Origin of the sequence: Streptosporangium sp. NPDC023825, assembly GCF_040639575.1 — a bacterium.
Taxonomy (GTDB): Bacteria; Actinomycetota; Actinomycetes; order Streptosporangiales; family Streptosporangiaceae; genus Streptosporangium.
Genome location: NZ_JBFAAE010000014.1, coordinates 59,662 through 82,415 on the forward strand (window position 1 = coordinate 59,662; position 22,754 = coordinate 82,415).

A 22,754-nucleotide genomic window follows, 5' to 3' on the forward strand; every position below is an offset into this window, starting at 1 on the left:
GGCGGGAGGCCGTCACCGGTTATCACGGCTAGGTGACGCACAGCACCCGAATCGTCGGCGCCCTCGCCCTCCTCCTCCTCGTCGGATGCGCCGGATGCACCGACGACGAGGAGGAGGCGAAGCAGGCCGCCGCGCTCCAGCCGATCGCGGTCAGGGAGCAGGCCTCGTCCATCATCAAGGGCGATGACGGGTACGTGGTGAACTGGGCCGGAGTGCTCGCCAACACCAACCCGTGGCACTTCGGCGAGCACGTCGTGGCCACCGTGGTGGCCAAGAACTCCGAGGGCAAGGAGGTCGTCCGGCTGGAACAGCCTCTGGACGCGGTGCCCCCGGCGGGGACGCTCCCCTTCACCGGCCAGGTGGTGACCCAGGACAAGCCCGCCGCCGTGAGCATCGCGTACCGCCCGGCGCGCTGGCACCAGGCGGGCCGGATCGTCTCGGCCTTCCAGCCCTTCCCGGTCCGCGAGGTGCTGACCGACCGCACGGCCGACGGCGACTATCTCGTCACCGGCTACGTCGGCACCCCGTACGTGGTACCGGCCCGCAGCCTGGCCGTCACCGCTCTCCTGCGCGACAAGCGGGGCAAGCTGCTCGGCGGCGGGAGCACGTTCGTGGACAACGTCCAGGCGGGCCAGAAGCGCCGGTTCATCCTGCAGATCAAGAGCGTCGAGGACACCCGCGACATCGCCTCCGCCGAGGTGACCGCGCGCACCTGGGGGTCGAGCAGCCGTCCCTTCGAGCAACTCGCCCTCGGCGGTTCGCTGCCCCTGAACACGGCCAAGCCGAAGATGCCGCCGTTCGCCAAGGACCGGGGCAGGCAGGCGCCCCTCGCGGGCGCCGTCCGTCCGTGAGCGCCCGTCCGCGAGCGTCCGTCAGTGAGCGCCCGTCCGTGACCGTCGGCCTTGCCCGTTCGTCCGTGATCTTTCACCCGTGACCGCCGGCCCTTGCCCGCCCGCCCGCGATCGTTCATCCGCGACCGTCCGGCCATGACCGTCCGGCCATGACCTTTCGCCCACGGCGGGGGCCCTTCCTTGGCGTACCAATAGGCACGATTAGTTCGATTAAATGGCTATTCATCAATATTTATGATTGCTATTAGTGGTGGGTTTTTACTCGGCTCGTTGACGTGACGAAGACAGTCGGAGTCACCGTTGGCGAATCGCTGGAATTTCCGGTTACCCGGCGTTTACCTTCGATTACATGACTGACAGTGTCCTGGTCGCGGCGTTGTGCGCGAGGAGCCCCGGAGCCCTCGCCGATCTCTACGACTCATACGCGGAAAGCGTCTACCGATACTGCCGCTCAATGCTCGCCACTTCCGACGCCGCGGAGTCGGCGCTCCTCGGCACCTTCATCGCCGCCGAGGCCCATATTCACGCGCTCGCCGACTCCCGTCGGCTGGAGGCGTGGCTGTACGCACTCGCTCGGGGGGAGTGCGTACGGCGTCATCTCGCCGAGGGGCGCGACTCGCTGGTCCCCGCCCCGGTGTTCGCCGCCGGAGGTGACGCGGACCTGCGGGTGATGGCGTGGAACGCCACCCGGAGCCTGTCGGCCGGTGACCGTGAGGTCCTCGACCTGAGCTGCCGGCACGGTTTCGGGCCCATCGACCTCGCCGCGGTCCTGGGCGTCACTCCCAAGGTCGCCGGTGCGCTGTACGAGTCGGCGAGGGAGCGCCTGCGCGACGTCGTCACCGCGGAGGTCCTCGTCCGCAAGGGGCCCTACGACTGCGCGAGCCGGGCCCGCATGCTCACCGGCTTCACCGGTGAGCTCACGCCGGAGGCGCGCGAGCGGGTCATCCGCCACGTGAACCGCTGCGACACCTGCGCCCCGCACCGGGTCAGGCAGGTCTCCGCCGCCAAGGTCTTCGATCTGCTCCCCCTGGTCGCGCTCCCGCCCACGCTGCGCGCGTGGGTGATGAGCCACTTCACCGACCCCGAGGGGGTCCCCTACCGGCGCGACGTCGCCCGCCTGGCCGGTCCTCTCGACGGTGCCGGGTTCCCCGCCGGCAGGGGGCGCGGATCCCGCCGGCCCTACGCGCTGGCCGGCGCGGCGGCCGCGGTCGCCGCTGTGGCGGCGCTGGCCCTGGTCCTCGCCCAGTCCGTGGTCGACCCGGGAGGCACGGGTTCCGGCGTCGCCTCGGGCACGTTCCCGGCGGTGGCGGAGCCGGACGCCCGCGTGCCGGGGGAGTCCCGGCGGGGCGGCACGTCCGCGCCGCTGGAACCCGTCGGGGAGGGAACGGCCATCGAGCGGATCGGTTCGCTCGGGATGACGGAGCCGGTCAGTGCCACCGGACCGGTCTTCGGGCACGACGAGCCGGGGACGCCGGACCCGGCCGGTCCTCGGACGGAGGTCTCGCCCCGGCGGCCGGGTGACGGCCCGTCCGGCGACGGAGCGGCCGATCCCGCCCGAGAGGGACCTTCGGCCGACGGGCCGGCCGACCGGCCGGCCGCTCCGGCGGAGAACCCGGCCCCGCCGTCCCCGCCCCTGTCACCCGTGCCGCCTCTGTCACCCGTGCGGCCGGGATCTTCCGGGATCGGCGCGCCGGACAGGCACCCCCCGTCCCGCCACCACCACGGACACTCCTCCCGCCGTTGCGGGATCACCCACCGGCCGGCGGACCCGGCGCCCCCGCGGGCGAATCCGGGGTCCCCGCAGGCGAATCCGAGGCCCCCGAGAGGGGAGCACCGGCCTCCGCGCGCGATCCCTCGGCCGCCGCGGGCCGATGCGGAGCCGCCGCGGGCGGACCCCCGGCCGTCGCACGCCGATTCGCGGCGCCCGCGGACGAGCCCCGGCCACTCGAGGTCCGGTCCGCGGCAGGTCCCGGACGACTCCCGACCGGCTCCCGCCGGTCCGGGGCGGACCTCGGACGGCGCGGGCCGCGGGGGGAGCCCGGGCGGCCAGGGCCCGGAACGGATCTCGAACGGCTCGGGTCACGGGCGGGCCCCGGACGGCACGAGCCGTGGGCGGACCCCGGACGGCGCGGGCCAGGGGCGGTCGTCGGGTGGTCCAGGCCGGGAGCGGTCCTCGGAGGGGTCCCCGCCGGCCTCCACCGGCACGACTCCCGCCACACCACCCTCGCGGCCGGAGTCTCCCTCCCCCTCCGGGACGGCTGCCATACCGGCCTGATCGATCCGACCGGCTTCACCGGTCTGCCGCCTTCCTGTTCTCCCGCCGCCTGTCGTCCCCGTTCCCGGTCCACGCCTCCCTGTTCCCCGGTCCCTGCCTCCCTGTTCTCCTGCCGCCTGTCGTCCCCGTTCCCCGGTCCGCGTCTCCTCCGGACTCCCAACTCCGTTCTCCGGCCCTGCTCTCGGCCCGCTCCGGACCTCCACCGGGCGGGCCGTACGGACGTCCGGGGAGAAAACCGCCGCGCGTTCGCCGTACAGGAGATCGGGTGTGAGATACGGGGGCCGAGGCCCTCGCCGACGGGGGTATTGTGGCGGGCGGTGACTACGGGGCGTGAGTGGTATGTGTGCGGAGAGTGACGAACGGGAATGTTGAGATAGGCCGCCGCCTGGCATGCGGCGACGCGCCGCGTCGTGCGGCGGGACCGCGACACGCGGTGAGATCGCGACACGCGGTATTCAAAGGGACTCCGGGGGGAGACGCATGCATTCAGTCAGACGGCGCCGTCATGCCGCCGCGGTGGCGGGCCTCGCCTGTTGCCTGATCGCCGGGCCGGGGCTCCCCGCCGGCGCTGTTCCTGGCCGGCCGGGGCCGGGCGACGCCGCGCCGGGCGGTGTGTCGGGCCCGTCGGCCGATGAGGTGGCCGAAGCGCGGGCGCTGGCCCGCGAGCGCGGTGACAGGCTCGGCTCGACCACGGTCCTGGTCGCCGAGGCGCAGGCCAGGCTGGAGGAGCTGGTCGCCGAGGCGGAGCGGCTCGTCGAGTCGTACAACGGGGAACTGGTCAAGACGGCCCGCGTCAAGAAACTCGCCGAGGAGGCGGCCGAGCGGGCCAGGACGGCGGGCTCCGAGGTCGGGGAGGCCCGGGAGGCGGTGGCCGCGATCACCACCCAGAACTACGGCGGGCTGGACATCGCCCAGCCCATGATGGCCATGATGACCGACAGCGGCGGCCCCACGGACGACGGCTACCTGCGCAGGGCGAGCATCCTGGCCCACATGGGCGGAGGGCAGGCGGAGACGCTCAAGCAGCTACGCGAGGCCCAGGAGGTCTTCGCCATCCTCCAGGCGCAGGCGGACGACGCCTACGCCGTGCAACGGGAGGCGCAGGCGAGGGCCGAGGAGGCGAAGCTCGCGGCAGAGGAGTCCGTCGCCAGGCAGGTCGACGAGACCCGGCGGATCAAGGAGGAGCAGGCGCGGCTGGAGAAGCTGGCCGAAGAGGCGCGTGGCGCCGCCGACCTCCTCGCCAGGAAGCGTGAGGCGGCCCTGGAGCAGGCCAGGATCGCGAGGGAGAACGCCGAGCGCGCTCGGTATCAGGCGGCCGCCGTGCGCCGCGAGACGGCGCGGATGGCGGTGGCCTCGGGAAAGCCCGCGTCGCGCTGGGCGCTCAACGTGACAGCCGGTTCCGCCAGGGGTGACATCGCCGCCGACTGGGCGCTCACCCAGCTCGACAAGCCGTACGTGTGGGCGGCCGACGGGCCGGCCGCCTACGACTGCTCGGGGCTGACCATGCGGGCCTGGGAGCGGGTCGGGGTCCTCCTGGACCACTGGACCGGCACCCAGTGGACCGCGGGCCCGCACGTGCGGCTCAGCGAACTCCAGCGGGGCGACCTGCTCTTCTACGGGCAGATCACCCAGAATCCCGGCGACATCCATCATGTGGGGATCTACATCGGCCGGGGGCTGATGGTGCACGCCCCGCAGACGGGGGACGTGGTCAGGGTCGCGCCGATGTGGCGCAGCGACCTCGTCGGCGCGACCCGTCCCGCGTGACGACCCGCCGAAGACCGACCGCCCGAAGACCGGCCGCCCGCCGAACGACCGGCCGAAGACCGACCGCTCGACGAACGACCGGTCGAAGGCCGATCGCCCGCCGAACGACCGGCCGAAAACCGATTCTTCCGACGAACGACCGGTCAAAGGCCGACCGTCCGTAAGACGACCGGCCAAGGGGAGACCGGCCAAAGACCGGGTAATAATCCGGTCACGAATCAGTGCTTTCCTTGGACCTCGTCCTTGGCGCGCTTGATGGAGCGGACGATCTCCTCTTCGGCCTCAACCCTGCCGACCCAGTTGGCGCCCTCGACCGACTTGCCGGGCTCCAGATCCTTGTAGACCTCGAAGAAGTGCTGGATCTCCAGGCGGTCGAACTCCGGCACGTGGTGGATGTCGCGGATGTGTTCCATCCGGGGATCGGTGGCGGGGACGCACAGGACCTTGTCGTCGCCGCCCTTCTCGTCGGTCATGCGGAACATGCCGACCGCCCGGCACTTGATCAGACAGCCGGGGAAGGTCGGCTCCTGGAGCAGCACCAGGGCGTCGAGTGGATCACCGTCCTCGCCGAGCGTGTCTTCGATGAAGCCGTAGTCGGCGGGGTACTGCGTGGAGGTGAAGAGCATGCGGTCGAGCCTGATGCGGCCTGACTCGTGGTCCACCTCGTACTTGTTCCGTTGCCCCTTGGGAATCTCAACGAGAACGTCGAACTCCACCGCGGTTCCTCCACTCAGGCCCCCGGGCACCCCCGGTTGGGCGTTAATGTCTCGTAGGCGATTTATGCCTTTTGGATACCGATGATGAGAGGACGGCGACGATAATGCGGCGTGAGCGGTGGGTGGCCTTGGTCACTCTCGTCCTGCTGCAGATCTTCGTCGTCGCGGCCGGGGCACACCTGCTCACCAGCGATGTGCTGGTCGAAGGTGAGCCCGAGACGATCGTCGCGTCGGCCGAGCCGCCCCCCGTCCCGGTCATCACCGCGGGTCCGGTGCTGGCCGCGGGGGGGAACGGCCCTCTCCCCGCCAAGGGTACTTTGGCGGAGCGGCTGACCGAGGCGTTGGGTGACCCCGCCCTGGGGAGAAGTGTCGGCGCCGCGGTCCTCGACGCGGAGACGGGCGCTCTGCTGTTCGGCAGCGGCGCGGCCACGGGCATCACCCCCGCCTCCACCACCAAGGTCGTCACCGCGGTCGCCTCGATGGCCTCGCTGGGACCCGACGCCAGGCTGAGCACCCGCGTGGTGCGGGGCTCCTCGCCCGGCTCGATCATCCTCGTCGGCGGCGGCGACCCCACCCTGGCGAGTCCCAGGACGGCGGGGAGCCCGGTCTATCCCCGGCCCGCCTCGCTCGCCACCCTCGCCTCGCGTACCGCCAGGGCGCTCAAGGAGGCCGGCGTGTCCAAGGTGACGGTGGCCTACGACGACTCCCTTTACACCGGGTCGCGTACCGCCGCGACCTGGAAGCCCGGTTACGTCCCCGAGGGCAGCGTCGCCCCCGTCACGGCGCTCATGATCGACGAGGGCAGGGTCTCGCGCGGGAGTGACCAGCGGGTCTCCGACCCCTCCCGCGCGGCGCACGCCGCGTTCGTGTCACTGCTGTCGAAGTACGGGGTCACGGTCTCCAAGTCCGCCAGGCGGTCCAAGGCCCCGGCCGGTGCGCATGAGCTCGCCCGGGTCGACTCCGCTCCGGTCTACGCCCTGGTCGAGCGGGCCCTCACGCTCAGCGACAACGACCTGTCGGAGGCGCTGGCCAGGCACGTGGCGATCAAGGAGGGGGAGCCGGCCTCCTTCGACGGCGGCGCCGCGGCCGTCGGCAAGGTGCTGACCCGGCTCGGCGCGGCGAAGGGCGTGCGGGTGTTCGACGGCAGCGGGCTGTCGCCGAAGAACCGCATCGCCCCAGAGGCGCTCGCCCGCCTGGTCGCGGCGGCGGCCTCCCCGGCCAATCCCGGCCTGCACCCGATCATCAGCGGCATGCCGGTCGCCGGCTTCAGCGGCACCCTCGGGCACCGGTTCGACAAGCTCCACTCCGCCTACGGGCTGATCCGCGCCAAGACGGGCACCCTCGACGGGGTCAACACCCTGGCGGGCATGACCACCACGCGGGGCGGACGCATGGTGACCTTCGCCTTCATGGCGGACAGGGTCCCGCCGGGCTGGGGCAAGGCCGAGGCGGCCCTCGACAGGCTCGCCGCCGCGGTCGCCGCCAGCTGATCACGGGTTCCGGGTGCGCGAGTCGACGGGAGAGCACGTACGGTGGACGGTATGCAGGTGATCGACTGGGATCTTGCCGTAGCGACCGGAACGCGCCTGGTGCGCCCCGGGCCGCAAGTCAGCCGAGAGGAGGCCCGGCAGGCCGTCGCCGATTTACGGCGGCTCTCGCGCGAGGCCGAGGGGCACGTCCGCGAGTTCACCCGAATCGACACCGAGACCGCGCCGCAACCCGCGACCATCGTCGACAGGCCCGGCTGGATCAAGGCCAACATCGACGGCTTCCGGGTGGTGCTGGAGCCGCTCACCGAGCGGATGGCCGCCAGGGGGAACCAGACACCGGCGATCGTGAGCGCGGTGGGCTCGCGCGTCACCGGGGTCGAGGTGGGTGCGGTGCTGGCCTTCCTCGCCTCTCGCGTCCTGGGGCAGTACGAGCTGTTCCTGCCGCCGGACCCGACCGGCCAGGCGCCCACGGGACGTCTCACCCTGGTCGCGCCCAACATTGTCAACGCCGAGCAGGAACTCAACGTCAACCCGCGTGACTTCCGCCTCTGGGTCTGCCTGCACGAGGAGACCCACCGGGTGCAGTTCACCGGCGTCACCTGGCTGCGCGAGTACGTCAGGACGCAGACGACCGACTTCCTGCTCGCCTCCGACATCGACCTTCCCGCGCTGCTGGAGCGGCTCCGCTCGGCCGCCGGCACGTTCACGGACGTCGTCAGGGGCGGCGAGGGCAACCTGATCGACGCGATCCAGACGCCCGAGCAGAAGGTGATCCTCGACCGGCTCACCGCGGTGATGACCCTGGTCGAGGGGCACGGCGACTACGTCATGGACGCGGTGGGCCCCTCGGTGGTCCCCTCGGTCGCCGACATCCGCGCCAAGTTCCACCACCGCCGCGAGGGCGGCTCCCGGCTCGACCGCACGATCCGCAGGCTGCTCGGTCTCGACCTCAAGATGAAGCAGTACGCCGAGGGATCGGCCTTCGTCCGCACGGTCGTGGGACAGGTGGGCATCGACGGCTTCAACAAGATCTGGACCTCGCCGGAGACGCTCCCCACCCAGGCGGAGATCGCCAAGCCGGAGCGCTGGATCGCCAGGGTGATCGGCACCCCGGCCATCCCCGAGGCCAGCGGCACCGTCGGCTGACCGGTCCGGCCGGGCGACCCGATTCGATCGCGCCGCCCGGTCGGCCGCGCCGACCACGCCCGCCCCTTGACCTCGCGGGCCTCGTCGGCCGCGCCCGCTCCCGGCAACCCCGTCGGCTGTGCCTGCTCCGATCGACCCCGTCGGTCGCGCCCGCCCCGTCGATCTCGCCGACCCCGTCAACCCTGCCTGCCCCGCCGGCCGCGCCCGATCCCGGCAACCCCGAAAACCCCGCCGGTCACGACGGTCACTCCGGTGGCGAGCGGGGTGGTCGTGTCGCCGTCCCGTCCGAGGCCGGGACAATGGCGGGCATGGGTCCGCATCCCGCCGTCGCCGACATCCGGCGCGCCGTACGGCTCGCACTGGGCGATTTGGAGCCGGGCGCTCTGGTGCTGGCCGCGTGCAGCGGCGGCGCCGACTCCCTGGCCCTGGCCGCCGCGCTGGGCTTCACGGCGCCCCGCGCCGGGCTCCGCGCCGGCCTGCTCAGCGTCGACCACGGCCTGCAGGAGGGTTCGGGCGAGCGCGCGGGCGACGTCGTACGGCTCGCGCCCGGCCTGGGGCTCGACCTCGCCGAGGCGCTGCCCGTCTCCGTCGGCACCTCGGGGGGGCCGGAGGCGGCGGCCAGGCAGGCCAGGTACGCCGCCCTGTCCGAGGCGGCGGAGCGCCTGGGGGCGGCGGCCGTGCTGCTCGGGCACACCAGGGACGACCAGGCGGAGACCGTGCTGCTCGGGCTGGCCAGGGGGAGCGGCACCCGGTCGCTGGCCGGGATGCCCGCGCGGGCCGGAATCTACCGGCGGCCGCTGCTGGAGCTCGGCCGGGCGACGACCGCGGCGGCCTGCGCGGCGCTCGGCCTGGCCCCGTGGGACGACCCGCACAACCTCGACCCCCGGTACACCCGGGTCCGGGTCCGCGAGCGGCTGCTGCCCGCCCTGGAGGACGAGCTCGGCCCCGGCGTCGCCGAGGCGCTCGCCAGGACCGCGTCCCTGTGCCGCGACGACGCCGACGCGCTGGACGCCTGGGCAGGAGAGGTCTACGCCCGCGTCGCCGTACGAGATTGCGCTCTTAGCGATATCGGCACGGTGACGTTGGCCGTACGGGACCTGGAGAAGCTCCCGGCCGCCGTGCGGCGGAGGGTGCTGCGGAGGGCCGCGATCGACGCGGGAGCGCCGCCGGGCACGCTGGCGGCCTCGCACGTCCTGCAGGTCGACCGTCTGGTCACGGCGTGGCGGGGGCAACGGCGCGTAGAGGTGCCCGGGGGGGTGGGCGCGGTTCGGCGGTATGACACCCTGATACTCGCCAGACAGCCAGCCAGCCCCGTTTCGTAAGGAAAATCCCAGGTGGACGCAGCCGATATGGGCCGGGACCTCTCGAAGGTCCTCATTCCCGAGGAAGAGCTCCAAGCCAAGATCAAGGAGCTCGCGAGCCGGATCGACGAGGACTACGCGGGCAAGGACCTGCTGATCGTGGGCGTGCTCAAGGGCGCGGTCATGGTGATGGCGGACCTGGCGAGGGCCCTGCACCTGCCCGTGCAGATGGACTGGATGGCCGTCTCCTCCTACGGGGCGGGCACCAGGTCGTCGGGCGTCGTGCGCGTGCTCAAGGACCTCGACACCGACATCGCCGGACGTCACGTGCTGGTCGTCGAGGACATCATCGACTCCGGCCTGACCCTGTCGTGGCTGGTCCACAACCTGAAGTCGCGCAATCCCGCCTCGGTGGAGATCTGCGCCGCGCTGCGCAAGCCGGACGCGGTCAAGGTGCCCATCGACGTGAAGTACATCGGTTTCGACATCCCCAACGAGTTCGTGATCGGTTACGGCCTCGACTACGCCGAGCGCTACCGCAACCTTCCCTTCATCGGAACTCTCGCCCCTCACGTATACGGAGCGGGCTGAAAAGTACGCCCTGCGCGAAGTGAGCCATCCACAAACGCGACATTGCCCATAGCGGCGGGGAACACGGACCTACCTGACGTACGTTGGTAGGGCAAAGCCGGTCTGTCCGCGCGGTGACCCCGCGCGTCATGCCGGTGTACCTTCGGACAACCGAAGAGGTGGCCTCCCGCCGTCTCTGGGTAGTCAGTTGGAGCGGTTAGGGATACCGCGAACCCCGGGTTCGCCCGGGGTTGCCAGGCTCTGGTCAGGAAGGGACGGGCCCGCCGGGGTTCCGCATCGGATGGATCTCAAGCGATTTACACGTGGGCCACTGCTGTGGATCCTGGGCATCGTCGTTCTGCTTCTTCTCGTCACCACCATGTGGGGCGGTGAGGGCAACTTCGAGAGACGCGACACCTCCCAGATCATCAGCTGGATCGACGAGGGCAAGGTCTCCAACGCCAAGATCATCGACAAGGACCAGCGCATCGAGGTCACTCTGACCGACAAGAAGCGCTACTACTCCTCGTGGGTGACGGGCCAGGGCGTGCAGCTCGCCGACAGGCTCCAGACGGCCGAGGCCGCCAACAAGCTGCCCGGCGGATACAACGTCGACGTGCCCAAGGAGAACTTCCTTCTCGGGCTCCTGGTGAGCTTCCTGCCGATCGTTCTCATCGTGCTGTTCTTCCTGTTCATCATGAACCAGATGCAGGGCGGCGGCTCCCGGGTGATGAACTTCGGCAAGTCGAAGGCGAAACTCATCACCAAGGACACTCCGAAGACCACCTTCGCCGACGTCGCGGGTGCCGACGAGGCCATCGAGGAGCTCCAGGAGATCAAGGAGTTCCTGCAGGCCCCGGCGAAGTTCCAGGCGATCGGCGCCAAGATCCCCAAGGGCGTCCTGCTCTACGGCCCGCCCGGAACCGGCAAGACCCTGCTCGCCAGGGCCGTCGCCGGTGAGGCCGGGGTGCCGTTCTACTCCATCTCCGGCTCCGACTTCGTGGAGATGTTCGTCGGCGTCGGCGCCTCCCGGGTCCGCGACCTGTTCGAGCAGGCCAAGGCGAACGCTCCGGCGATCATCTTCATCGACGAGATCGACGCGGTGGGCCGCCACCGCGGCGCCGGTCTCGGCGGCGGCCACGACGAGCGCGAGCAGACGCTGAACCAGCTCCTCGTCGAGATGGACGGCTTCGACGTCAAGGGCGGCGTGATCCTGATCGCCGCGACCAACCGGCCCGACATCCTCGACCCGGCGCTGCTGCGTCCCGGCCGTTTCGACCGCCAGGTCACCGTCGACCGTCCCGACCTGGAGGGCCGCAAGGGCATCCTCAAGGTGCACGGCCGCGGCAAGCCCTTCGCCGAGGGCGTCGACCTCGACATCATCGCCCGCCGGACGCCCGGTTTCACCGGCGCCGACCTGGCCAACGTGATCAACGAGGCCGCGCTGCTCACCGCGCGGGCCGACGAGAAGCTGATCACGATGGAGCTGCTCGAGGAGTCCATCGACCGCGTGATGGCCGGCCCCGAGCGCAAGTCCCGCGTCATGTCGGACCAGGAAAAGAAGATCATCGCGTACCACGAGGGCGGGCACGCCCTGGTCGCGCACGCGCTGCCCAACTCCGACCCGGTCCACAAGATCACGATCCTGTCCCGCGGACGCGCCCTCGGTTACACGATGACGCTGCCGATGGAGGACAAGTTCCTCGCGACCCGCTCGGAGATGCTGGACCAGCTCGCGATGCTCCTCGGCGGCCGTACGGCGGAGGAGCTCGTCTTCCACGAGCCCACCACCGGCGCCTCCAACGACATCGAGAAGGCCACCTCCATCGCCCGCCGCATGGTCACCGAGTACGGCATGAGCGAGCAGCTCGGCGCCCGCAAGTTCGGCAGCGGCAACGGCGAGGTCTTCCTCGGCCGCGAGATGGGCCACGAGCGCGACTACTCCGAGAAGATCGCCTCCACGATCGACGAGGAGGTCCGCCGCCTCATCGAGTCCGGCCACGACCAGGCCTGGGAGATCCTCGTCGAATACCGCGACGTGCTCGACAACCTGGTGCTGGAGCTGATGGAGAAGGAGACCCTCTCCCGCGACCAGGTGCTGCAGATCTTCGCTCCGGTCGTCGTCAAGGAGAAGAGGCCCTCCTACTCCGGCTACGGCAAGCGGCTGCCCTCCAACCGTCCGCCGATCCTGTCCCGCAAGGAGCAGTCCGGCAACGGCGCGCTCCCCACGGGCGAGGCCGGTGGCAACGGCGCCCTTCCGGCGGGGACGGGTCACCCCGACGTCTCGCCCAAGGACGTGAACTGAACGTGGGGGGTGCCAAGCCGCTCCAGGTCGACGCGGCCCGGCTGGAAGGCGCGGTCCGGGAGATCCTCATCGCCATCGGCGAGGATCCCGACCGCGACGGGCTCCGGGACACCCCCGCCCGCGTCGCCCGCGCCTACGCGGAGCAGTTCGCCGGGCTGGGGCAGACCCCGGAGGACGTCCTGACCACGGTCTTCGACGTCGACCACGACGAGATGGTGCTTGTCCGCGACATCGAGGTCTACTCGACCTGCGAGCACCACCTCGTGCCGTTCCACGGCGTCGCCCACGTCGGCTACATCCCGAACGCGAAGGGGCAGGTCACCGGCCTGTCCAAGCTCGCCCGCCTCGTCGACGTGTACGCCAGGCGCCCCCAGGTGCAGGAGCGGATGACCTCCCAGATCGCCGACGCGCTCATGAACGTGCTGGAGCCGCGGGGGGTCATCGTCGTGATCGAGTGCGAGCACCTCTGCATGACCATGCGGGGGGTCCGCAAGCCAGGGGCCAAGACGATCACCTCGGCCGTGCGCGGGGACTTCCGCAACAGTGACAAGACCCGCGCCGAGGCGATGGCCCTCATCATCCGCTGATCGCCGTCCCGCGCTTTCGAGAGCCCGTACGGACGCCGACCCCGCCCGGACCGCCGATCGGCGGCCTGGGCGGGGTTTCCGCCCCCAAGCCGACCTTGGCCGGGCTAATATCGCCACACCCGGCAGGGCAGGGCGCCCCGATCGGGTTCTCTCCGATTCTCGGATCGAGACGGCCACGCCCGAGGGTCTCGCGGAGCCGCCGGCTCCGAGTGGAGGAGAACGCATGCCAGCCAGACGTTCCGGGCGGGACACCGGCCGAGGGCCGTCCGCCCTGTGACGGGTGTGCGGATTCGTTATGGCGCAAGCCGGACCCACGAGACGGGCGTACAGGGCGCAACGCCTAGGCTTGTCGCCATGACTACGTGGAGTGTGCCCGGGCTGCCGGACGCGGGCCGGTGCCTCGTCATGGGCGTGGTCAACGTGACTCCCGACTCCTTCTCCGACGGCGGCAGGTGGTTCGACCCGGCGGTGGCCGTGCGTCACGGCCTGGAGCTGGTCGAGCAGGGCGCCGACATCGTCGACGTCGGCGGCGAGTCCACCAGGCCCGGCGCCGCGCGGGTGCCGCTGGAGGAGGAACTGGCCAGGGTCGAGCCGGTCATCCGGGGGCTGAGCCGCGAGGGCGTCACCGTCAGCGTCGACACCATGCGGGCCGAGGTCGCCCAGATGGCCGTGCGGGCCGGGGCGAAGCTGGTCAACGACGTCAGCGGAGGGCTGGCCGACCCGGCGATGCCGAGGGTCGTGGCCGCCTCCGGCGTGCCGTACGTGGTGATGCACTGGCGGGGGCACAGTCACGCCATGGACCGCAGGGCCGTGTACGGCGACGTGGTGACCGAGGTGCGTGAGGAGCTCGCCAAGCGGATCGCCTCGGTGCTGGCCGAGGGGGTGGCGGAGGAGCAGATCGTGCTCGACCCGGGGCTGGGCTTCTCCAAGAACCCCGAGCACAACTGGGCGCTGATCGCGGGCATCGACAGGCTCGGAGAGCTGGGTTACCCGCTGCTCGTCGGCGCCTCGCGGAAACGCTTCCTGGGTCGCCTCCTGGCCGACCCGGAGGGCGTGCCGCGCCCTTTCAGTCGTAGTGACGATGCCACGCTCGCCGTGACCGCGCTCGCCGCGCAGGCGGGGGCCTGGTGTGTGCGCGTGCACGACGTCCGTCCGAACGCGGACGCCGTCCGTGTGGCTGCCGCAGTTCAGGGAGCGAGATCATGAGCGTCGACACCACCGCCGTCGAGACGGTCAACCAGGCGTTCTACACCGCCATCGAGGACGCCGACCTCGACCGGATGACCGAGATCTGGGCCGAGGACATCGAGGGCGAGCAGGTGAGCTGCGTCCACCCCGGCTGGCCGATCGTGAACGGCCGGCAGGAGGTGCTGCGCTCGTGGGCGCTCATCATGGCCAACACGCCCTACATCCAGTTCGTGCTGACCGACGTCCGCGTCATGGTCCTGGGCGACGTCGCCATCCTCACCTGTGAGGAGAACATCCTCACCGCGGGCGACGAAGGTGATTCCAGCTTCGCGGCGGGCAAGGTGGTCGCGAGCAACACCTTCGTGCGGACGTCGGCGGGGTGGCGGCTCTGGCTGCACCACGGCTCACCCGTGCTGCAGGGAGACGACGAGGACGAGGAAGAGGAAGCCGCGTGAGCGAGCGCACCGGTGAACGGTCCGGCGGGGGTGGCCACCCGGTGGCCGAGGGGCGGCCCCTGCGGATCGACGACGGCGTCGACGACCTGATCGGGGATCCGGCCGACGAGCCGGTCGGCGGTCCGATCGGCGGCCTGCCGCTGGATCCGCTGGAGAACCTGGCCCTGCGCGCGTCCGGGGCCGTGGGGTACGGCCTGCCGGCGGGCGAGTCCGGCAGGACGGCCGGCGACCGGATCAGCCTCAGAGGGCTGCGGGTGCGCGGGCGGCACGGCGTGCTGGCGGCGGAGCGGGAGCTCGGCCAGGAGTTCGTCGTCGACGTCACCCTGTTCCTCGACACGGCGCCGGCGGCGGCCGGTGACGACCTCACCAGGACCGTCCACTACGGCGAGCTCGCCGAGGACCTGGCGAGGGTCGTGGGAGGCGAGCCGGTCGACCTGATCGAGACCCTCGCCCAGCGCCTGGCCGACGTCTGCCTGGCCCGCGAGCTCGTCCAGGCGGCGGAGGTGAGCGTGCACAAGCCCGCCGCGCCGATCCCGCTGCCGTTCGACGACGTGATCGTGACGATCACCCGGGGCCGGGCATGAGGGTGGTCCTGGCGCTCGGCAGCAATCTGGGCGACCGGTTCGGCACCCTGCGAGGCGCGCTCGAGGCCCTCTTCGAGAGGCCGGAGCTCACGTTCGTCGCGGTGTCGCCGGTCTACGAGACCGACCCGGTCGGCGGTCCGGAACAGGGCGCCTATCTCAACGCGGTGGTGATCGCCGAGAGCGCGCTGGAACCTCGGGCGCTCCTCGATCGTGCTCAAGGTGTGGAGAACGCCTTCGGCAGGGTCCGGGTGGAGCGCTGGGGAGCGCGCACCCTGGACGTCGACCTGATCACCGTGGGGGACGTCGTCATGGACGACCCCGACCTCACCCTGCCGCACCCCAGGGCGCACGAGCGCGCGTTCGTGCTGGTCCCCTGGGTGCGGGCCGATCCCGGCGCCGTCCTCTCCGGGCGCCGGGTGGCCGACCTGCTGGCCGGTCTCGACCAGGGCTACGTACGGCCGCGCCCCGACCTGACCCTCCAGAGGCCCGTGTGAAGCCCACCCGCCCCGGTGTCCTCATCGGGATCTTCATCGTGTTCGCGATCCTCACCTGGGCGCTCCTCAGGCCCCTCTACTCGGATCTGCCGACCGTGCCGTGGACGGCGATCCCGACGGTGCTGCTGCTGGCGATCGGCGAGTTCTACAGCGGGTGGATGACGAAGGCCAGGATCGAGCGCAAGCCCGACACCAAGCCCGTCGAGCCCCTGGCCGTGGCCCGCCTGGCCGCCCTGGCCAAGGCCTCCGCGTACGGCGGGGCGATCTTCGGCGGGATCTTCGCCGGGTTCACCCTCTACACGGTGGAGCTGCTGGAGCAGGAGGTCCCCCGCCGCGACTTCTTCATCACCGGCGGGTCGATGCTGGTGTGCGTGCTGCTGATCTGCTCGGCCCTGTACCTGGAGCACTGCTGCAAGGTGCCCAAGGACTCCGCGGACGACGACCGCTGAGGCTCCGGTGCCGGCCCCGGCGTAGGTCCCGCCCCGGCCGTCCGCCGCCCGGGCGGGACGCCGGCCCCGCCCCGGCGGGGCCACGCTAGCGTCGTCGCCTCGCCGTCCACTTGCGTCCGAAGAGCATGATGACCGGGAGCGTGCAGACCAGCGCCCCGGCGACGGCCAGGGGGCGCTCCAGCCACCAGAACAGGTCCGGCCGCACCCCGACGCCGGGCCCGCCGCCCACCAGCCACCAGGTCAGCGCCACCCAGATCGCCATGCCGGTCGTGTGGAACAGGAACAGCGGGAGCGCGAACCGGTTGACCGTCTCGTTCACGCGCTGCCACCTGGGACGTTCGAGCAGGCGTTCCATGGACGGCCTCAGCACCTCCACCAGGCCGATCTGGAAGATCAGGAGTGCCACGATGACGAAGGTGGGCGGCGCCATGTTGGAGAGCTTGTCGCCGGGAACGCCCACCATCGAGCCCGGGTAGATGCCCGAGTAGACCAGGCCGAAGAGGGCGAACAGCCCGGTCCACAGGATGGCGACGTCGAAGCGGCGGGGAAGCTCCACCACCCTGTCGTAGAAGAAACCCGCCTGGTGGGCCAGCCCCCAGACGATGATCATGTTGAGCCAGCCCGCGGCCTCGTACCCGTAGCGCAGCCGTAGCACGTCGACGACGAGCGCCGCCCCCGCCAGCCAGATCAGGGCCAGTACGTCGTAGTGCCGGTGCAGCCAGAGCGAGATCGGGAGCAGGGCGATCAGCACGAGGTAGACGCCGATGAACCAGAGCGGGCTGATGACGAGCAGGACCACGCGGTCCATCCACTCGATCCCGAACGCCCACGCCACGAGCGCGCCGAACACGATCCAGGTACCGGCCAGCGCCAGCGCGGGGATCGCGAGGCTCCGGATGCGCCGCCACACGAAGGTGCCGATGCCGACCCCGCGCTCGCAGGCCCGGTTCCACGACAGCAGGTGGACGTGTCCGCCCACGTAGAAGAAGAGCGGCAGCACCTGCAGCAGCCACGTCAGGATCCACAGCCCCGAGGTGAAGCCCAGCGGGCTCGTCGGTGAGGGGCCGTCGGGGCCCCACTGCAGGATCGTGAAGGCCCAGTGCCACACGACCACGACGATCAGGCTGAACGCGCGCAGCCAGTCGACGTACCGGTCCCGCCGTGGCCCGCCCCCGGCCGGAGGGACCTCTGGCGGCACGGGCTCCGAGGTCGCGGTGGCGGGAGGTCCGGCGGTTCCGGTCGCGGCGGGTCCGGGGGCTCCCGGAACGGGAGTGGCGGGAGGTGCGGGAAGCGTGGAGGGGGCGGGGGGTGCCGGGGGTGTGGGGAGCGTGGAGGGGGCGGGGGGAGCCGCCCTCTCCTGATCCTCACCGGGTTCGATCATGCGGTTCCAACCGTGCCTTACTCGTCACTTGTCGATGTCGCCGACGACGAAGAACATCGAGCCCAGGATGGCGACCATGTCCGCGAGCAGGTGGCCGGGAAGCATCTCGCGCAGCACCTGGACGTTGTTGAAGGAGGCCGAGCGGAGCTTCATCCGCCACGGCGTCTTCTCCCCGCGCGAGACCAGGTAGTAGCCGTTCAGGCCGAGCGGGCTCTCCGTCCAGGCGTAGGTGTGGCCCTCGGGGACCTTCAGCACCTTGGGCAGGCGCTGGTTGACCGGCCCGGGGGGCAGGTCGAGGAGCCGTTCCACGCAGGCGTCGGCCAGGTCGAGGGAGACCTTCACCTGTTCCAGCAGCACCTCGAAGCGGGCGTGGCAGTCTCCCGCCGACCGGGTGACGACCTTCACCGGCAGCTCGCCGTAGGCGAGGTACGGCTCGTCCCTGCGCAGGTCGACGTCGACGCCGGAGGCGCGGGCGATGGGGCCGCTCACGCCGTACTGCATGATCGTCTCGCGGTCGAGGACGCCCACCCCGCGCGTGCGGGCGAGGAAGATCTCGTTCCCGGCGATCAGGTTCTCGATGTCGGGCAGCCGTCGCCGCACGTCGGCCACGGCCTGGGCGACCCGGCCCGTCCACCCTGAAGGGATCTCCTCCTTCAGGCCGCCGACCCGGTTGAACATGTAGTGCATGCGCCCGCCGGAGATCTCCTCCATCACGGCCTGGAGGGTCTCGCGCTCCCGGAACGCGTAGAAGACCGGGGTGATCGCGCCGAGCTCCAGCGGGTAGGAGCCGAGGAACATCAGGTGGCTGAGCACCCGGTTGAGCTCGGCCATCAGCGTGCGCGTCCAGACCGCCCTGACCGGCACCTCCATGCCGAGCATCCGCTCCACCGCGAGCACGACGCCCAGCTCGTTGGCGAACGCCGACAGCCAGTCGTGCCGGTTGGCCAGCACGATGATCTGCCGGTAGTCGCGCACCTCGAAGAGCTTCTCCGCGCCCCGGTGCATGTAGCCCACGATCGGCTCGGCCGAGCCGATCCGTTCCCCGTCCAGGGTGAGCCGCAGCCGCAGCACGCCGTGCGTGGACGGGTGCTGCGGCCCGATGTTGAGGATCATGTCCTCGGTCGCGAGCTCCTTGCCGTGCGCCCCCCGCACGGCCTCGGCCCCGGCTCCCAGCCCCACGTTCAGCTCACGGGGCGCGCCTTCAGTCATAGGGCCATGCTGTCACGTCAGCCGCGCGAGGCAAGATCCCGCAGGGCGCCGATCAACCGGTCGACGTGCTCGGAGGTGGTACCGATGCCGATGGAGGCGCGGACGGCGGAGGCGGTGACGTCGTCGCAGCCGCCGTCCTTGGCGCCCAGCAGGTGTCGTACGAAGGGGTGGGCGCAGAACTTGCCGTCGCGGACGCCGATGCCGTGGTCGCCGGACAGGGCCTCGGCGACCTCGCGGGCGGTGAAGCCGTCCACCACGAAGGAGACGATGCCGACGCGCGGGTGGTCCGGGCCCCACAGGGACAGCTCGTGCACGCCGGGGACGGAGGCGAGGCCCGCGCGCAGGCGCCCGAGGAGGCGCTCCTCCTCGCGGACCAGCGGGGTCCAGCCGGTGGCGGTCAGGGCGTCGCAGGCCGCGGCGAGCGCGACGGCGCCCAGCACGTTCGGGGTTCCCGCCTCGTGCCGCGCCTCGGGGTCGTCGTGCCACTCGGTGCCGTCGTCGTTCACGGCCTTCACCGCGCCGCCGCCCCGCAGGTACGGCTCGGCCTCGGCCAGCCAGTCGGAACGGCCGATCAGCGCGCCGGTGCCGAACGGCGCGTAGAGCTTGTGGCCGGAGAAGACCACGTAGTCCAGGTCGAGCGCCGTCAGGTTGAGGCTGCGGTGCGGGACGAGCTGCGCGGCGTCGACGAGGACGCGGGCCCCGTGGCGGTGGGCGATGTGGGCCAGCGCGGCGATCGGCCAGAGCTCTCCGGTGACGTTGGAGGCGGCGGTCACGACCAGCAGCTTGGGGCCGTCGATCGAGGCGAGCGCGTCGTCGGCGGCGCGGACGGCCTCGCCGGGGAAGGCGGGGGCCGCCAGCCGCACGACCCGCTCCCAGGGCAGCAGCGAGGCGTGGTGCTCGGTGTCGAAGACCACGGCGGTGGTGCCCTCGGGCAGGCTGCGGGCCAGCAGGTTGGTCGCGTCCGTGGTGTTGCGGGTGAAGATCACCGAGTCGTCGGGACGGGCGCCGACGAAGGCGCGCACCGTGTGCCTGGCCTGCTCGTAGCGGGCCGTGGTCAGCTGGGACGCGTACCCGGCGCCGCGGTGGACGCTGGAGTAGGCCGGGAGCGCGGCGGCGACGGCGGCGCTCACCGGCTCCAGACAGGGGGCGCTCGCGGCGTAGTCGAGGTTGGCGTAGCGGACGAGCCTGCCGCCCCTGACCGGGACCTCCAGGTCCGAGCCGAGCACGGCCGGGATCGGGCGGTCACCGGACACGCCGGATACATGGGTCTCGGGGACGGTCACCGGAGCGACGGCGGCGCTCTCTGGGGTGCTCTCGGGGGTGCTGAGGATCGTCAGGGTGGACATGCCAGGGCTCCTTCGAGGTCATCGGACCCCAACCCATGACACAGGTGCCTGGAGCCCGCGCTTGCCCGGCACACCTCGTGCCGGACCAGGTCCTCACCCGGGGCACCCCGCCGCGGACGCGAGGGTTGCCGGCCAGCGAGCCGGGGCTTGTCACTGGCACTCATGACCTACGGGGGAACTATAACCGACACCCCGCAGTGCCCCGCAAGTCCGAAACGTGATCAACCCGATATCGGGGCAGGAGCGAGCGCTGCCGGGACCGCCCGGCGAATTTGCCAGCGAAGCGTGATGAGAGGGAAGGAACTCGGAGCGTCTCCCGGTCGTCCTGGGAGTCAGCCGAAGAAGCGTTCGGGCAGCCAGCCGACGGTGTGCGGGCGTCGGCCGACGAAGGAGAAAGCAATGGACTGGGTGACCAGCCCGGAGATATGGATAGGCTTCTTCACCCTTGTCGCCCTGGAGATCGTCCTGGGAATCGACAACATCATCTTCATCTCGATCCTGGTGGGCAAGCTCCCGCCCGAGCAGCGCGACAAGGCCCGCAAGCTCGGCCTCGCCGTCGCCCTGATCAGCCGCCTCCTGCTGCTGCTGGCGCTGTCGTGGGTGGTGAGGCTCACCGAACCGATGTTCGAGGTCTTCGGCCAGGGGATATCGGGGCGCGACCTGATCCTGATACTCGGCGGCCTGTTCCTGCTGGCCAAGAGCGTCCACGAGATGCACGGCAGTTTGGAGGGCGACTCCGGCCACTCCGAGGGCAAGGTCGCCTCGTCCTTCACCTCGGTGATCATCCAGATCATGATCCTCGACGTCGTCTTCTCGCTCGACTCGGTGATCACCGCGGTCGGCATGGTCGACGAGCTGGGTGTCATGATCGCGGCCGTCATCGTCTCGGTCATCGTGATGCTGGTCGCCTCCGGGCCGATCAGCCGCTTCGTGGACCGGCACCCGAGCATCAAGATGCTCGCCCTGTCCTTCCTGGTGCTGGTCGGCGTCGTGCTCATCGCCGAGGGGTTCGAGCAGCACATCTCCAAGGGCTACATCTACTTCGCGATGGCGTTCTCGCTGCTGGTGGAGCTGCTGAACATCCGGATGCGCGGCAAGGCGAGGCGGAAGCCGGTCGAGCTGCGTTCCCGCTACGAGACCGAGGGAGTCGAGGGAACCGAGGGAGCCGAGGGCGGGGCCGGCCCGGAGACGCCGGTGGTTCAGGGGGCTCCGGCGGGCCGGGCGGACGAGCCGGCCGAAGGAGGGAAGCCGGGCGAGCGGGCCGGATCCTGAACCGGGGATTACCGAGCGGGCCGGATCCTGAACCGGGGATTACGATGCTTACGTGCGCTTTGATCCCTGGAATCCGGAATTCGTCGCCCACCCCTATGACGTCTACGACGAGCTGAGGCGGGAGCGGCCGGTCAGCTTCTTCGAGCCGACCGGCCAGTGGCTGGTGGCCAGGCACGCCGACGTCAACGCGCTGCTGCGGGATCGCAGGCTCGGCCGCTCCTACCTGCACGTGGCCTCGCACCAGGAGTTCGGCAGGCCGGACGACCCCGAGTTCCAGGACCCGTTCTGGCGGGTGATCAGGGCGGGAATGCTCGATGTCGAGCCGCCGGTGCACACCAGGCTCCGGCGGCTGGTGTCGAAGGCGTTCACCCCCCGCATGGTCGAGGCGCTCCGCCCCAAGGTCGCCCGCATGGCCGGGGAACTGGTGGACGCCTTCGTCGAGCGCGGCGGCGGAGACCTGATCGCCGAGGTCGCCGAGCCGCTCCCGGTCACCGTGATCGCCGAGATGCTCGGCGTCCCCGAGGCCGACCGGCACCTGCTGCGGCCCTGGTCGGCCGACATCTGCGGCATGTACGAGCTCCAGCCGTCGGTCGAGGCCCAGCACACGGCCGTACGGGCGGCCGAGGAGTTCTCCGCCTACCTCGTCGAGCTGGCCCGCGCCCGCAGGGCCGACCCCGGCGACGACCTGATCAGCGCGCTCGCCCTGGTGGCCGACGAGGGTGACAGGCTCACCGAGGAGGAGCTGGTCGGCACCTGCGTGCTGCTGCTCAACGCCGGGCACGAGGCCACCGTCAACGTCACCGGCAACGGCTGGTGGTCGCTGTTCCGCAACCCGGCCGAGCTGGACCGGCTCCGTGCCGACCACGCCCTGCTGCCCACGGCGGTCGAGGAGCTGATGCGCTGGGACACCCCGCTGCAGATGTTCGAGCGCTGGGTGCTGGAGGACATCTCGGTGGGCGGGGTCGACATCCCGCGCGGCACCGAGGTGGCGCTGCTGTTCGGCTCGGCCAACCGTGATCCCGAGGTCTTCGCCGACCCCGCCCGCCTGGACGTGGGCCGGGCCGACAACCCGCACATCTCCTTCGGCGCCGGGATCCACTTCTGCCTCGGGGCACCGCTGGCCAGGGTCGAGCTGATCGAGTCCTTCGGCGCCCTGCTGCGCAAGGCCCCGAAGATGGAACTCGCCGCCGAGCCTGCCTGGGGGCCGGGCTACGTCATCCGGGGTCTCACCTCCCTCGACGTGCGGGTCTGAACCGGCCTGGAACGAAGCGGTCGAAGCGGCCGAAGAAGTGATCGAAACGGCCCAAGCGGACGGGTCGCGGGTGTGCCCGGCCCGTGCCGTCCGCCGACGAGGGCACGGCGGCCGGG

20 protein-coding genes and 1 riboswitch are annotated in these 22,754 nt (G+C 71.2%); of the genes, 16 read left to right on the forward strand and 4 right to left on the reverse strand.

The window, feature by feature from the left end; translation table 11 throughout:
- Positions 1-32: 32 nt before the first annotated feature.
- The 3 genes from AB0G15_RS15315 to AB0G15_RS15325 all read left to right on the forward strand — a co-directional run bounded on the left by AB0G15_RS15315 (position 33) and on the right by AB0G15_RS15325 (position 4,893).
- The gene (locus AB0G15_RS15315; RefSeq protein WP_362839438.1) at positions 33-851 is read left to right on the forward strand and encodes a hypothetical protein; all 819 of its coding nucleotides are present in this window, start codon (positions 33-35) and stop codon (positions 849-851) included.
- A 349-nt stretch (positions 852-1,200) separates the two neighbouring features.
- The gene (locus tag AB0G15_RS15320) at positions 1,201-3,126 is read left to right on the forward strand and encodes a sigma factor (protein ID WP_362839441.1); all 1,926 of its coding nucleotides are present in this window, start codon (positions 1,201-1,203) and stop codon (positions 3,124-3,126) included.
- Positions 3,127-3,606: 480 nt separating this feature from the next.
- Entirely contained in the window at positions 3,607-4,893 is a 1,287-nt protein-coding gene (locus AB0G15_RS15325) for an NlpC/P60 family protein (RefSeq protein WP_362839444.1), read from the forward strand.
- A 218-nt stretch (positions 4,894-5,111) separates the two neighbouring features.
- Here the strand turns inward: AB0G15_RS15325 and AB0G15_RS15330 are convergent, their stop codons facing one another.
- Positions 5,112-5,609, reverse strand: coding sequence for an inorganic diphosphatase (locus tag AB0G15_RS15330; RefSeq protein ID WP_362839447.1), 498 nt, complete (start codon positions 5,607-5,609; stop codon positions 5,112-5,114).
- Between the two features lie 122 nt (positions 5,610-5,731).
- On the opposite strand from AB0G15_RS15330, the gene dacB reads away from it, so the two are divergent.
- The 11 genes from dacB (at position 5,732) to AB0G15_RS15385 (ending at position 16,178) form a co-directional block, all read left to right on the forward strand.
- Entirely contained in the window at positions 5,732-7,099 is a 1,368-nt protein-coding gene (gene dacB, locus AB0G15_RS15335) for a D-alanyl-D-alanine carboxypeptidase/D-alanyl-D-alanine-endopeptidase (protein WP_362839450.1), read from the forward strand.
- Positions 7,100-7,150: 51 nt separating this feature from the next.
- Entirely contained in the window at positions 7,151-8,245 is a 1,095-nt protein-coding gene (locus AB0G15_RS15340) for a zinc-dependent metalloprotease (protein WP_362839453.1), read from the forward strand.
- A 308-nt stretch (positions 8,246-8,553) separates the two neighbouring features.
- Positions 8,554-9,567, forward strand: coding sequence for a tRNA lysidine(34) synthetase TilS (gene tilS / locus AB0G15_RS15345; protein WP_362839457.1), 1,014 nt, complete (start codon positions 8,554-8,556; stop codon positions 9,565-9,567).
- Between the two features lie 12 nt (positions 9,568-9,579).
- Positions 9,580-10,137 (forward strand): hypoxanthine phosphoribosyltransferase, encoded by a 558-nt coding sequence (gene hpt, locus AB0G15_RS15350; protein WP_362695307.1) that lies wholly within the window; start codon positions 9,580-9,582, stop codon positions 10,135-10,137.
- A gap of 280 nt (positions 10,138-10,417) precedes the next feature.
- Positions 10,418-12,421, forward strand: coding sequence for an ATP-dependent zinc metalloprotease FtsH (ftsH, locus tag AB0G15_RS15355; protein ID WP_362839460.1), 2,004 nt, complete (start codon positions 10,418-10,420; stop codon positions 12,419-12,421).
- Between the two features lie 2 nt (positions 12,422-12,423).
- Entirely contained in the window at positions 12,424-13,008 is a 585-nt protein-coding gene (gene folE / locus AB0G15_RS15360; RefSeq protein ID WP_362695303.1) for a GTP cyclohydrolase I FolE, read from the forward strand.
- Between the two features lie 354 nt (positions 13,009-13,362).
- Positions 13,363-14,214 (forward strand): dihydropteroate synthase, encoded by an 852-nt coding sequence (gene folP / locus AB0G15_RS15365; protein WP_362695301.1) that lies wholly within the window; start codon positions 13,363-13,365, stop codon positions 14,212-14,214.
- Positions 14,211-14,651 carry a nuclear transport factor 2 family protein gene (locus tag AB0G15_RS15370; RefSeq protein ID WP_350972537.1) on the forward strand — a complete coding sequence of 147 codons (441 nt, stop codon included), beginning with the start codon at positions 14,211-14,213 and terminating at the stop codon, positions 14,649-14,651. Before folP ends, AB0G15_RS15370 begins: the two co-directional genes overlap by 4 nt.
- A 194-nt stretch (positions 14,652-14,845) precedes the next feature.
- On the forward strand, positions 14,846-15,235 hold the full coding sequence (gene folB / locus AB0G15_RS15375; RefSeq protein WP_362839673.1) for a dihydroneopterin aldolase: 390 nt from the start codon (positions 14,846-14,848) through the stop codon (positions 15,233-15,235).
- Positions 15,232-15,729 (forward strand): 2-amino-4-hydroxy-6-hydroxymethyldihydropteridine diphosphokinase, encoded by a 498-nt coding sequence (folK, locus tag AB0G15_RS15380; protein ID WP_362839463.1) that lies wholly within the window; start codon positions 15,232-15,234, stop codon positions 15,727-15,729. The genes folB and folK overlap by 4 nt, the downstream gene beginning before the upstream one ends.
- On the forward strand, positions 15,726-16,178 hold the full coding sequence (locus tag AB0G15_RS15385; protein ID WP_362695298.1) for a DUF3180 domain-containing protein: 453 nt from the start codon (positions 15,726-15,728) through the stop codon (positions 16,176-16,178). The genes folK and AB0G15_RS15385 overlap by 4 nt, the downstream gene beginning before the upstream one ends.
- Before the next feature lie 85 nt (positions 16,179-16,263).
- On the opposite strand, the gene AB0G15_RS15390 is transcribed toward AB0G15_RS15385, so the two are convergent.
- From AB0G15_RS15390 to AB0G15_RS15400, 3 genes are all read right to left on the reverse strand, one after another.
- Entirely contained in the window at positions 16,264-17,376 is a 1,113-nt protein-coding gene (locus AB0G15_RS15390; protein WP_362839466.1) for an acyltransferase, read from the reverse strand.
- 207 nt (positions 17,377-17,583) lie between these two features.
- Positions 17,584-18,768, reverse strand: coding sequence for an NADH-quinone oxidoreductase subunit D (locus tag AB0G15_RS15395; protein ID WP_362839469.1), 1,185 nt, complete (start codon positions 18,766-18,768; stop codon positions 17,584-17,586).
- Positions 18,769-18,785: 17 nt separating this feature from the next.
- Entirely contained in the window at positions 18,786-20,114 is a 1,329-nt protein-coding gene (locus AB0G15_RS15400; RefSeq protein WP_362839471.1) for an aminotransferase class V-fold PLP-dependent enzyme, read from the reverse strand.
- A 52-nt stretch (positions 20,115-20,166) separates the two neighbouring features.
- A riboswitch (SAM riboswitch) is annotated at positions 20,167-20,282 on the reverse strand.
- Positions 20,283-20,513: 231 nt separating this feature from the next.
- Here AB0G15_RS15400 and AB0G15_RS15405 point away from each other — a divergent pair.
- Both AB0G15_RS15405 and AB0G15_RS15410 read left to right on the forward strand, forming a co-directional pair.
- The gene (locus tag AB0G15_RS15405) at positions 20,514-21,386 is read left to right on the forward strand and encodes a TerC family protein (protein WP_362839474.1); all 873 of its coding nucleotides are present in this window, start codon (positions 20,514-20,516) and stop codon (positions 21,384-21,386) included.
- 52 nt (positions 21,387-21,438) lie between these two features.
- Positions 21,439-22,638, forward strand: a complete 1,200-nt coding sequence (locus tag AB0G15_RS15410) for a cytochrome P450 (RefSeq protein WP_362695289.1) — start codon at positions 21,439-21,441, stop codon at positions 22,636-22,638.
- Positions 22,639-22,754 lie beyond the last annotated feature (116 nt).

Excerpts from the sequence above, each read along its gene's own strand:
- AB0G15_RS15320 (WP_362839441.1), top strand. The coding sequence starts at position 1,201 with ATGACTGACAGTGTCCTGGTCGCGGCGTTGTGCGCGAGGAGCCCCGGA.
- AB0G15_RS15325 (WP_362839444.1), top strand. The coding sequence starts at position 3,607 with ATGCATTCAGTCAGACGGCGCCGTCATGCCGCCGCGGTGGCGGGCCTC.
- AB0G15_RS15340 (WP_362839453.1), top strand. The coding sequence starts at position 7,151 with ATGCAGGTGATCGACTGGGATCTTGCCGTAGCGACCGGAACGCGCCTG.
- tilS (WP_362839457.1), top strand. The coding sequence starts at position 8,554 with ATGGGTCCGCATCCCGCCGTCGCCGACATCCGGCGCGCCGTACGGCTC.
- ftsH (WP_362839460.1), top strand. The coding sequence starts at position 10,418 with ATGGATCTCAAGCGATTTACACGTGGGCCACTGCTGTGGATCCTGGGC.
- folP (WP_362695301.1), top strand. The coding sequence starts at position 13,363 with ATGACTACGTGGAGTGTGCCCGGGCTGCCGGACGCGGGCCGGTGCCTC.
- AB0G15_RS15370 (WP_350972537.1), top strand. The coding sequence starts at position 14,211 with ATGAGCGTCGACACCACCGCCGTCGAGACGGTCAACCAGGCGTTCTAC.
- folK (WP_362839463.1), top strand. The coding sequence starts at position 15,232 with ATGAGGGTGGTCCTGGCGCTCGGCAGCAATCTGGGCGACCGGTTCGGC.
- AB0G15_RS15395 (WP_362839469.1), bottom strand. The coding sequence starts at position 18,768 with ATGACTGAAGGCGCGCCCCGTGAGCTGAACGTGGGGCTGGGAGCCGGG.
- AB0G15_RS15400 (WP_362839471.1), bottom strand. The coding sequence starts at position 20,114 with ATGTCCACCCTGACGATCCTCAGCACCCCCGAGAGCACCCCAGAGAGC.
- AB0G15_RS15405 (WP_362839474.1), top strand. The coding sequence starts at position 20,514 with ATGGACTGGGTGACCAGCCCGGAGATATGGATAGGCTTCTTCACCCTT.